At 64.8% G+C, this 10,963-nt stretch carries 9 protein-coding genes and 1 pseudogene; 7 read left to right on the top strand and 3 right to left on the bottom strand.

Annotated features, from left to right (window positions below):
- The 5 genes and pseudogenes from Q8Q77_RS15455 to Q8Q77_RS15440 form a co-directional block, all read left to right on the top strand.
- Positions 1-1,804: TonB-dependent receptor domain-containing protein (locus tag Q8Q77_RS15455; RefSeq protein WP_305584525.1), on the top strand; the 1,804-nt coding region annotated here is incomplete at its 5' end.
- A 345-nt stretch (positions 1,805-2,149) separates the two neighbouring features.
- On the top strand, positions 2,150-4,477 hold the full coding sequence (locus tag Q8Q77_RS15450) for a P-loop ATPase, Sll1717 family (protein ID WP_305584524.1): 2,328 nt from the start codon (positions 2,150-2,152) through the stop codon (positions 4,475-4,477).
- 227 nt (positions 4,478-4,704) lie between these two features.
- Positions 4,705-5,652 (top strand): cytochrome P450, encoded by a 948-nt coding sequence (locus Q8Q77_RS15445; protein ID WP_371130462.1) that lies wholly within the window; start codon positions 4,705-4,707, stop codon positions 5,650-5,652.
- Between the two features lie 12 nt (positions 5,653-5,664).
- Positions 5,665-5,991 (top strand): annotated as a pseudogene (locus Q8Q77_RS20750) (cytochrome P450); the annotation flags it as partial.
- Between the two features lie 60 nt (positions 5,992-6,051).
- Positions 6,052-6,636 (top strand): TetR/AcrR family transcriptional regulator, encoded by a 585-nt coding sequence (locus tag Q8Q77_RS15440; protein ID WP_305584523.1) that lies wholly within the window; start codon positions 6,052-6,054, stop codon positions 6,634-6,636.
- 7 nt (positions 6,637-6,643) lie between these two features.
- Here the strand turns inward: Q8Q77_RS15440 and Q8Q77_RS15435 are convergent, their stop codons facing one another.
- Together Q8Q77_RS15435 and Q8Q77_RS15430 are read right to left on the bottom strand one after the other, a co-directional pair.
- The gene (locus tag Q8Q77_RS15435; protein ID WP_305584522.1) at positions 6,644-7,723 is read right to left on the bottom strand and encodes an alpha/beta fold hydrolase; all 1,080 of its coding nucleotides are present in this window, start codon (positions 7,721-7,723) and stop codon (positions 6,644-6,646) included.
- A 33-nt stretch (positions 7,724-7,756) separates the two neighbouring features.
- The gene (locus tag Q8Q77_RS15430) at positions 7,757-8,740 is read right to left on the bottom strand and encodes a LysR family transcriptional regulator (RefSeq protein WP_305584521.1); all 984 of its coding nucleotides are present in this window, start codon (positions 8,738-8,740) and stop codon (positions 7,757-7,759) included.
- 110 nt (positions 8,741-8,850) lie between these two features.
- Here Q8Q77_RS15430 and Q8Q77_RS15425 point away from each other — a divergent pair, with 110 nt between their 5' ends.
- Positions 8,851-9,456 (top strand): FMN-dependent NADH-azoreductase, encoded by a 606-nt coding sequence (locus Q8Q77_RS15425; RefSeq protein ID WP_305584520.1) that lies wholly within the window; start codon positions 8,851-8,853, stop codon positions 9,454-9,456.
- A 189-nt stretch (positions 9,457-9,645) separates the two neighbouring features.
- Here Q8Q77_RS15425 and Q8Q77_RS15420 read toward each other — a convergent pair whose 3' ends face one another.
- Complete coding sequence (locus Q8Q77_RS15420; protein WP_305584519.1) at positions 9,646-10,155, bottom strand: GNAT family N-acetyltransferase; 510 nt, start codon at positions 10,153-10,155, stop codon at positions 9,646-9,648.
- 144 nt (positions 10,156-10,299) lie between these two features.
- On the opposite strand from Q8Q77_RS15420, the gene Q8Q77_RS15415 reads away from it, so the two are divergent.
- Positions 10,300-10,932, top strand: coding sequence for a DsbA family protein (locus Q8Q77_RS15415; RefSeq protein WP_305584518.1), 633 nt, complete (start codon positions 10,300-10,302; stop codon positions 10,930-10,932).
- Positions 10,933-10,963: the final 31 nt, after the last annotated feature.

Below are 10,963 nucleotides of genomic sequence, written 5' to 3'. Positions count from 1 at the left end.
CGCCTCGGGCGGGCTCACCCCGGCCCAGGCCGCCACGGCCGGCGCCAACGGCCTCTTCACCTCGGTCGCCTGGCGTCCGCTCGGCGTCGGCGGCAACCCGCTGTTCGGCGGCAAGGGCAAGGAGGACAAGCGCGCCTTCGAGGCCTACCGCCTCTCCGCGGGCCTGAAGGGCAAGTTCGACGTCGCCGGCGGCATCGGCTGGGACGCGGCCGTGACCTACATGGACAACACCAGCGACATCGCCACGCCCGACGTCCTGGTGGGCCGCCTCCAGCTCGCCCTGCGCGGCCTGGGCGGCGCGGGCTGCACCGGCGCCACGCCGGGCGCCAACGGCTGCCTGTGGTTCAACCCGTTCTCCTCGGGCACGGCGGGCAACGTCGTCGATGGCCGGCCGAACCCGGCCTACAACGCCGCCACGGCCAATAGCCGCGAAGTCCTCGACTACATCTTCGACGAATACGCCTACAAGATCCGCTCGCAGATGTTCACGGCCGACTTCGTGTTCAACGGCGACCTGCCCATCGACCTCGGCGCGGGCCAGTTCGCCTGGGCCGCCGGCGCGCAATATCGCTGGAGCGGGATCGAGCGGCAGAACAGCGACTTCACCAACATCGCCGTCAGCCCCTGCGCCGACTCCTCGGTCAATCCGACGGCGACCTGCACGGCCAAGAACGGCCCGTTCAGCTTCTTCGGCGCGCTGTCGGACTACGACCTCGACTACGGCGTGATCGCCACCTTCGCCGAACTGCAGATGCCGTTCACCGACAGCCTGACCGGCGCCTTCGCCATCCGCTACGAGGACTACGGCGGCAACATCGGCGCGACCACCAATCCGAAGGTGGCGCTGAAGTGGCAGGCGGCCGACTGGCTGGCCTTCCGCGCCTCGGCCGGTTCGACCTTCCGCGCCCCGCCCCAGACCCAGATCGCCAACACCGCGACCACCACCCTGGCCTACACCACCGCGGCGGGCGGCTACCGGGCCTATGACCTCTACGGGAACGCCGACCTGGAGCCGGAAAAGGCCGACACGCTCAACCTGGGCGCCCTGTTCGAGTTCGGCGACTTCCAGGCCTCGATCGACTACTGGCGCTTCGCCTTCAAGGGCCCGATCGACAACGAGAGCGGCGCCGACATCGTCAACGCCATCTTCCCCAACGGGGCGGCCGGCGCCAACAACTGCGCCAATCCCGCCTTCGCCCCCTTGCTGGCCCGGATCAGCTTCTCCGGCGCCTGCTCGGCCCCGAACATCAACCGGGTGCGGCTCAACTACGTCAACAGCCCCGACATCGACACCAGCGGGCTGGACTTCGCGGCCAGCTACAAGGCCCGCGACGTGCTGGGCGGCGCCATGAACTTCGGCGTCGACCTGACCTATGTGCTGGAATACGTGGTCTCCGAGACCACGCTGGAAGGCATCGTGGTCGCCCGGGAAAAAGACTACGCCGGGACCATGGACTACCTCGGCTACGGCTCCCAGCCGCAGTGGAAGGCCACCGCCTTCGCCGAATACGCCCGTGACGCGCACAACCTGCGTTGGACCCTGCGCTACCTCGACGACATGGTCGACACCCGCGGCGGCTCGGCGACCTTCGCCACCAACCAGAGCGGCCGCAAGATCGACGCCTTCGTCACCAGCGACGTAACCTATCGCGTGTCCCTGCCCTGGGACACGACCCTGACCGCCGCGGTGATCAACCTGTTCGACAAGGACCCGCCGTTCGCGCGTCTCGACCTCAGCTACGACCCGTTCACGGCCAATCCGCTCGGCCGCTACTACAAGCTGGGCGTCACCAAGAAGTTCTAGAGGTCTTCCCCCTCGAGAGCCGCCACTGGCCGGTCCCCAAGGGGGCCGGCCCTTTTTTAGTCGGAGGGGTTTGGGATGGCAGGTTTTGGTTGGCGTGAGGCTGCGCAAGCTACAGCGGGCGTCGGGTTCGCACACGACAGCCCGAAGCAGGCAACAGTACTTGCTGTGGGTTGGAAATTGATTGTCTCGAGAATGGCCAAGACAACCGGAATAGCTACTTCGTGGGATTGCGGTCAGGCCGCGAGATGTAACCGGGCTTCATCGCCTAGGTGGTTTATCCAGAAACGCACTGCTTTGGGTTGACGAGAGATCAATCCGTCGACCACGCTGCTGCCAGGGGGACCGATGGCAGACAGATTCCGAAGAGCGTTTTTCGCGTTTCCAGCGGCGCCGCCCGATCTTGCTAGAACGATTGAGCGCGCATCTGAACTCGCTAACGCTCGAACTGACCGCGTTGCGCTAACGGCATGGCCCCAGCTAGACGTGTTTGGCGCCCTCATTCCGGACCAAGTCCGGGCGGCGGTTGAGGCTGCCGATGTTGTTGTCTGCGACATCACTATACCAAACCGAAACGTTTACTACGAAGCTGGTTACGGTATCGGGTTGGGAAAAGCGGTCGCTCCGGTCGTCAATTCATCTTACGCGGGTGCCATGGCAGCCGTTCAACGAGACGGATTCTTCGATAATGTCGGCTTTCGAAGCTACGATAACTCAGAAGCGCTCGCAAAACTTCTCATTGATCTTCCCGAAACAAAACTGAGTGATCTATATTCGAAGGACATAGACCGTTCGCAACCCATCTACCTCCTAGATGCGTTTCGAAAAACTGACTTTCGGAACGCGATTACAGCTGGAATCAAGGCGACAAAGGTATTTTATCGGACGTTCGACCCTGTCGAAGTACCGCGATTTTCTACAGCATCAATCGTGGGAGACGCGTCTGCCTCGTCAGGCGTCATTATCCCTCTGCTCGCGGAGCACGTTGACGACTCAGAGCGACATAACTTGAGAGCCGCATTCTTGGCCGGGTTAAGTCACGGTCTTGGGCGCGATACCCTTATTTTGAAGCTCTTTCGCCCAGAGGAAAATGATCCTGCCGACTTTCGGAGTAACGTCACCTCAGTAACGAGCGAAGCACAGGTTGCCGACCTCATTTCCGAATTCGCGCCAAGGGCTCTCCTGGCATCTCAGAATTCGCGCGCGCCCAAAGCCGTCCATCGGCGAAACGCACTTCAGCAGCTATCGCTCGGCGCATCTGCCGCTGAAAACGAGTTCCGAGTTCTGCAAGAATACTTTGTCGAGACCTCCGAGTTCCTTCGCACCTTGAGGGGAGAGGTTTCTGTGGTTGCTGGCCGAAAAGGCTCCGGCAAGAGCGCCATCTTCTTCAGGGTAAGGGACACGCTTAGCCAGAAGAAGCGCGCGTTGGTGACAGATCTCAAGCCTGAGTCGCACCAACTTAGTCTGTTCCGCGAAGAGCTTCTCAAAGTCGTCGATCTCGGAGCCTTTGACCACACGCTGGCAGCGTTTTGGTATTTTGTCGTTCTCTCTGAGCTCGCCATCACATTGAAAAGGCGGTTTGAACATCGAGCACAGTTTGACTCATCGATACTGAGCAACGTCACTCAGATCGAGCGGGTTCTCGCGGAATTCGATGTGCGCGACAGCGGCGACTTCACAGCACGGATCAACCGACTTGGCCGATACATCGTTGAGGAGGTTCAAGCTGCGTCAAAACAAGGGAAATCTCTTTCACCGGACCGACTAACTAATATCGTCTTCCGGCACGGAATATCAGGTCTGAAGAAGGTAATAGTGGAAAACACGACTCCGGATGATGATCTATTTTTCTTGTTTGATAATATTGATAAAGGCTGGCCAGCCAACGGTGTTGACGAATTTGACGTAAGACTTGTTCGTCTTCTGTTGGAATCTCTGGAGAAAGTCAGTAGAGATCTTAACGTTCTTGATAGAGAACTTCACTCTATTACTTTTCTCCGCAATGACATTTACGAACTCTTGATTGATGCTACTCCGGATCGCGGAAAATCGGGCCAAGTGCGTATCGATTGGACAGATCGGGCAAAGTTACGGCAAGTAATATTCAAACGACTTGAGTCTTCGACAAACTCTCACGGCGCGACATTCCAAGTGCTTTGGGCCAAGCATTTCGTAAATAATGTGTCAGGTCGCGAATCGTTTGAGTATTTTGTCGATCACTGCCTCATGAGACCTCGATTTCTAATCAATATTATTGAAAATTCCGTAGCTAATGCAGTGAATCGTGGAAATATCAAGGTTGAAGCGGGAGATTGCGTCGATGCAGTTCGCCAGCATGCTAACTATCTCGTAGACGATTTCGGGTACGAAATCCGCGATGCGTCTGGAATCTCGGCTGATATACTTTATTCGCTAATTGGTATTGAGAAGGAAGTTTCTAAATCGGATGTTTTGGAACGTTTTCGTCGATCCGGCATACCAAATGACGAGCTGGACGAAGCATTTAGATTAATGCTCTGGTATGGTGTAATTGGCATTCGCTCGCAGTCGGGCTCCGAGCGTTATATCTACGATGTTGATTACAATATGAAGAGACTTGAAGCGGAGGTCAGGGCGATGCGTCCCGAGGCATTGTTCATTGCCAACGATGCCATTCACGTCGGACTCTCGACGTAGCTTCCATGCTGTCGACAATCAGAGCTTCGCCCGGTGCGTCACCCGTAACTCCGGAGCTGATCGTCAAACAGGCCGAGCGCCCCAATCTAACTGGCCCTGATCGGGTCCTGCTCCGCTAGGGCACCGCTGCCGCAAGGGGAGAAGGAGCACCCCCTTGTGGAACTTTGTTCGAAGCGTCTCGATAGCTCCGCGTCCGGCCTGGGGCGCGCAGGCTTGAGGATGCGGCGATGGCTGACGGCACCACGGACATTCTGCAGGACAAGCGAGCCGCCGCGCGCAAGGCCGCCTACGAGACCCCTCTCGAGGAACTGAACCCGGCCCGCGCCTCGCTCTTCCGCGACGACGCCATGTGGGCGATCTTCGAGCGCCTGCGCGCCGAGTCGCCGGTCCACTTCACGCCCGACAGCAACTACGGCCCCTACTGGTCGATCACCCGCTACGACGACATCATGGCGGTGGACTCCAACCACCAGGTCTTCTCCTCGGCCAAGGGCATCGCGCTCTCGCCCAAGGCCGCCCAGGGGTTCCGCGATCCCAACAACAGCGCCACCAACTTCATCGCCATGGATCCGCCGCGCCACGACGTGCAGCGCAAGACGGTGAGCCCGGCGCTCTCGCCCCACGCGCTGTCCATCATGGCCCCGCTGATCCGCGAGCGGGCCGGCCTGATCCTCGACAGCCTGCCGGTCGGCGAGCCCTTCGACTGGGTCGACCTGGTGTCGAAGGAACTGACCACCATGACCTTGGCGACCCTGTTCGCCTTCCCCTTCGACGAACGGCGCAAGCTCACCAGATGGTCGGACGCCATGACCACCCCGCCGGGCTTCGGCGGCGGAGCAGCCAGCCTGCAGGAACTGCGCGAGACCATGGCCGAGTGCTTCGGCTACTTCACCGAGCTCTGGAACCAGCGGGTCAACGCCGAACCCACCGGCGACCTGATCTCCATGCTGGCCCATGGGGAGGAGACGCGGAACATGACGATGGGGGAGTTCCACGCCAACGTCGCCCTGCTGATCATCGGCGGCAACGACACGACGCGGAACACCATCTCCGGCTCGGTCCTGGCGCTGAACCAGAACCCCGACCAGTACGCCAAGCTGCGCGCCGATCCGGGGCTGATCCCTTCGATGGTCTCCGAGACCATCCGGTGGCAGACCCCGCTGGCCCACATGTAACGAACCGCGACCGAGGACTTCGCGATGGGCGGCAAGACCATCAAGGCCGGCGACAAGGTGGTCATGTGGTACGTCTCGGGCAATCGCGACGGCAGCGTGATCGAGAACCCCGACAACTACATCATCGACCGCCCGCGCCCGCGCCAGCACATGTCCTTCGGGTTCGGCATCCACCGTTGTGTCGGCAACCGCCTGGCCGAGCTGCAGCTCACCATCATCTGGGAAGAGATCATGAAGCGCTTCCCCGACATCCAGCTGCTGGAAGAGCCCAAGCGCAGCTACTCGGTCTTCGTGAAGGGTTATGAGGACATGACGGTCGTCCTGCCGACCAAGCTCTAGGCTGGTTGCGGCGCGCCTCATCGTTCATGTTCGGCGCCGTCTTCGAAGGACGGCTGTGAGATGACGCGCCCCAAGATCGCCATCGCCGGAACCCTGCGCCGCCGCGCCCTGGACGCGGCGCGGGGCCTGGTCGGCAAGGGTGGGGCCGAGGCATTGCAACTGAGGCTCATCGCCGCCGAGGTCGGCAGCGGCGTCGCCAGCCTCTACTACCACTTCGCCAACAAGGACGCCCTGCTGGCGGCGGTGGCGATCGATGGCTGGGGCGAGCTCACCCAGAAGATCGAGCGCGCCCGGGCGAGCGGCAGGTTCCCGCACCAGATCGATGCGGCGTCGGCGGCCCTGCTCAGCTTCATCCGACGCAATCCGCACCTCTACGCCCTCATGCAGACCGAGCCGAGCCTGTCGGGAAACCTCGCCGTGCGCGCGGCCGAACAGCAGGCGCTCGAGGCGTTTCAGAGCGCCGTGCGCGACGACGACCGGACGCCGCCTGACCAGGCCGAAGACATCGCGCTGGTCTTCTGGGTGCTCGGACGCGGCATAGCCTCGGCCGTCCATAGGCAGGAGGACACCGCTTCGGCCGAGCGCCTGGAGCAGGCCGTGCTGCGCGGCTTCGCCTTCCTGTTGTCCCGGCGCCCGGCGGGCTGACGCGGTCCTACTTCGGCTCCGACCGGGCCAGCAGGTCGACGAGGTCCTTCTTCCAGAACTTCGCCCAGGTGTGGGTGCCGTGGCCGCGGGTGTCGGGGGTCGCCTGGATAAGGACGAACTTGCCGGCCTTCAGCCGCTTGGCCGCGGGCTCCGCCAGGCCGAGGTCGGGCGGATTGATCAGGTCGTCGGTGGAGTTGACCCAGGTCACCGGGGCGGTGATCCGCTCCAGGCCCTTGGAGGGGTCGTAGGTCCGCGAGGCGTCGAGCTGGTGCAGCAGGTCGTTAGCGTCGCGGGTCGGGAAGTCGGCCGCGAACCGGGCCGCATAGTTGGCGTCCGCCGCCTCCCGGCTGGGGAACTGGGCCTGCCAGTATTGCGGCGCCGCGCCCATGACGATCAGCAGGTTGAGCGCCCCGCGCAGGCCCAGGGCCGGCTGCGCGGCATAGTCGCCGCCACGCCAGTCCGGATCACTGCGGATGGAGTCCATGGCCGCCCTGCGCCACGTCCGGTTCACCCCGGCGATCGGCCCCGTCAGGCAGGCCATCGGCATGATCGCCTGGGCGAAGTCGGGATGGATCTCGCCCCAGATGAAGCCGTGCATGCAGCCCATCGACGTGCCCATCAGCAGGCGCAGGCGGTCGACCTTCAGCCCGTCGACCAGCAGCCGCCGCTGAGCCTCGACCATGTCGTCATAGTCGTAGTCCGGGAAGGCGGCCTTCAGGCCGTCGCTCGGCTTGGACGAGCCGCCGTGGCCGATCCCGTCGGGCAGGATCACGTAGTAGCGCGAGATATCCAGCGGCTGGCCCGCGCCATAGAGCTCGTCGGCGAACTGCGGCGACAGGAACTGCGCGCCCGAGCCCCCGGTGCCGTGCAGCACCATGACCGCATTGGTCACCCGGCCCGCCGCGTCGCGCTTGGGCTGGCCCAGGGTGCGATAGTGCAGGCGCAGGGCCGGCAGGGTCTCCCCGGACTTGAAGGCGAAGTTGGCGACCAGGTGGTCGCCCTGGGTCACGGCTCGGTCGGCCGCCTGCGCCGCGCCGCCAGCGAGAACGGTCAAGGCGCCCAGGGCGCCGGCGATCCAGGGTTTCATGGCGTCTCCAGGCGGCGGCTTATGCGGGGTGTTCTAAGGCCTGGCGTGCGCCAGGGCCACATCCGCCGCCGCCCCGGCCCCCTGCGCGCTCATCATCGCCTTGAAGGCCTCGCGCGCCACGTAGCAGACGTCCCAGTAGGGCTCGCCGCCGAACCGCTCCACCAGCAGGTCGGTGAGCGCGCGGACCTTTCCGGGCATGTGGCCGGCCGGCGGCGGGCGCACCACATAGAGCCCGGCTTCGGGGATCGGATAGTCCAGCAGCAGCGGGACCAGCTCGCCCTTCTCGATCGAGGGACCGGCCAGGAAGGTCGGCAGCAGGGCCACGCCCAGGCCCGCCACCGCCGCGGCCACCAGGGCCTGGCCGCTGTCGGCCTTGAAGCGGCCCTCCGCGCGGATGGTGACCAGCTTCTTGCCGTCCTTGAACCGCCAGACCTCGTTGCTCTGCAGCAGGGCCTCGTGGCCGATCAGGTCCTCCGGCGTCTTCGGCGCGCCGCAGCGTTCCAGATAGGCGGGGCTCGCCACCACCGCGCCGTTGATGGGGGCGATGCGCCGGGCGATCAGGCTGGAATCGGCCAGCACCCCCAGCCGCACGGCCACGTCGAACCGCTCGCCGATCAGGTCGACATAGCGGTCGCTGTAGGAGGCGTCGATGTGCAGCTTGGGGTGGCGCACGGCCAGTTCCGCCATCACCGGCGCCAGGTGGGTCATGCCGAACGACAGCGGCGCGGCGACCCGCAGGCTGCCCACGATCTCCTCGCCGCGCTGGGCCACCACGTCGCGGGCGGCCTCCAGCTCGGCCAGCACCCGGTCGGCGTGCTCCTTGAAGTCCAGGCCAGCCTCGGTCAGCGCCACCCCGCGGGTGGTGCGGCTGAGCAGTTGGGCGCCAAGCTCGCCCTCCAGCCGCGAGACCCTGCGGCTGACCATCGACTTCGACAGGCCCAGCCGCAGCCCCGCGCGGCCGAAGCCGCCGGCCTCCGCCACCTCGACAAAGGCCTGGATGTCGTCCAGATCCATCATCACTGTGTTCCTATATCCGCAACAATCTGGTGCTGAATATGGGGCTACTGTTGCAAGTTTTGAACCCCCACCTTCTCGACATCGAAACACAAACGTCCTGGAGGGATGTGATGTCCAACATTCTGGTTCTCAACAGCAGCATCAGCGGCGAAGCCTCGGTCTCGCGCCTGCTGGTCGCCGACGCGGTCACCGAGCTCACCCAGCGCGACCCCGGCGCGAAACTGGTGTTCCGCGATCTGGCCGCCGACCTGGTTCCGCACCTGACGCCCGCGACCGTCGCCGGCGTCCGCGCCCAGGCCACGACCCCGGCCGAGTTCGCCGCCCGCGCGCTCTCTGATGAGCTGATCGCCGAGCTGCGCGCCGCCGACACCATCGTCATCGGCGCCCCGATGTACAATTTCAGCATCCCGACCACCCTGCGCACCTGGTTCGACCACGTGCTGCGCGCCGGCGAGACCTTCAGCTATTCCGAGGCCGGCCCCAAGGGCCTGCTGGAAGGCAAGCGGGTGATCGTCGTGGAAAGCCGCGGCGGGCTCTACAGCGAGGGCCCGGCCCAGGCGCTGGATTTCCAGGAGCCCTATCTGCGCCAGCTCCTGGGCTTCATCGGCCTGACCGACGTCACCTTCGTCCGCGCCGAGAAGATCGGCTACGGCCCCGACGCCCGCGACCAGGCCCTGGCCGACAGCCGCGCCGAACTGGCCAAGCTGGCGGCTTAGGGGGCGGGCCACCACCCCTCCCCGCCGCGAGTGTCATCCCGGAAAGCGCGTAGCGCTTATCCGGGACCCATACGCGCCGACCTGTCCGAAGGTGGCGGAGCCGCGCCGCCTCCTGCCCGATCAAGTGCGTATGGGTCCCGGTCTTGCTTCGCAAACCGGGATGACAGCTTGGGTTGATGACAGCTGGGGTCAGAGCGGCCTGCGCATGAACACCCGCGTGCTCTCGTCCAGCCCTCGCGCCTCGTGCTCGGCGCGGATCTCCACCATGCCCGGCGTCAGGACCTCGACCTCCTCGAACCCCAGCCGCCGGTAGTAGGGCGCGTTGAACGGCACGTCCTTGAAGGTCGAGAGCGTCAGGGCGCTCCACCCCCGCGTCCGCGCCGCATCCGCCACGGCATCGATCAGCCGCGCCCCGATCCCGCGCCGCTCGTGGCTGGGCAGGACGTCGACCTGCTCGATATAGCCGCTGCCCTCGGCCTCGCGGAACATGATGAAGGCCACCGGGCGGTCGCCGTCGCAGGCCACCAGCAGGCCGCCGGCGCCGACGCGTTCACCCAGGGTCTCGGCGTCGGTGGGGTCGTCGTCGGCCAGCCAGGCGCGATCTGTGCCCAGGAACCGGCTGGCGGAGGCGCGCTCGATGGCGCGCACAGGTTCGATATCGGCGGGTTCGGCCGCGCGAAGGCGCAGATCATTGGTCATCGGAAATGTCCGGAAATAAGGGGATCCAAGGGCTGTGGCGGTCTGGCGCTCAGTCTTTCAAGGATCGTGGTCTCCGGGGCTCGCCGATCGGCGCGGTCGATCCTAGGTTAGTCTCAACGGCCGCAGCGCGCCAAGGATCGCGACATGGAAACACCCCACCTGATCTACTTCGCCGACCCGATGTGCTCGTGGTGCTACGGCTTCTCCCCGGTGATCGGCCAGATCCGCCAGGCCTTCGGCCGGTCGCTGCCGATCCAGCTGGTCATGGGCGGCCTGCGCCCGGGAACCGACACCCCCACCACCGACAAGGCTCGGGCCGAGCTGGTCGGCCACTGGGGCCATGTGCATGAGGCGACCGGCCTGCCCTTCGACGGCGCGGTGCTGGACCGGCCGGGCTTCCTCTACGACACCGATCCCGCGGCCCGCGCGGTGGTCCGCGTGCGCCGCGACGATCCGGAGAAGGCGTTGGTCTATCTCGGCCGCGTGCAGCAGGCCTTCTACGCGCAGAACCAGGACGTCACGAAGGCCGAGACCCTGGCCGACCTCGCCGCCGAACTGGGGATCGACCGGGAGGCCTTCCTCGCCGACTTCGAAACCGAGGATCTCAAGCACGAGACCTGGTCCGACTACGGGACCTCCCAGCGCGCCGGGGTCACCGGCTTCCCGACCCTGGTGGCGGGCCCCAGCGCCGACGGGACCTATGGCGTCGTCACCCGCGGCTACCAGCCCGCCGAGCAGGTATTGCCGGTGCTGCACCGCTGGATGGGCACGGCCTGACAGGCGCCGCGGGGGAGCGCGGCGCCCGTCC

This window comes from Phenylobacterium sp., assembly GCF_030698145.1.
GTDB lineage: Bacteria > Pseudomonadota > Alphaproteobacteria > Caulobacterales > Caulobacteraceae > Phenylobacterium.
Note: the sequence above shows the minus strand (reverse complement) of the source record. Positions and strands in the feature narration are given on the sequence as shown.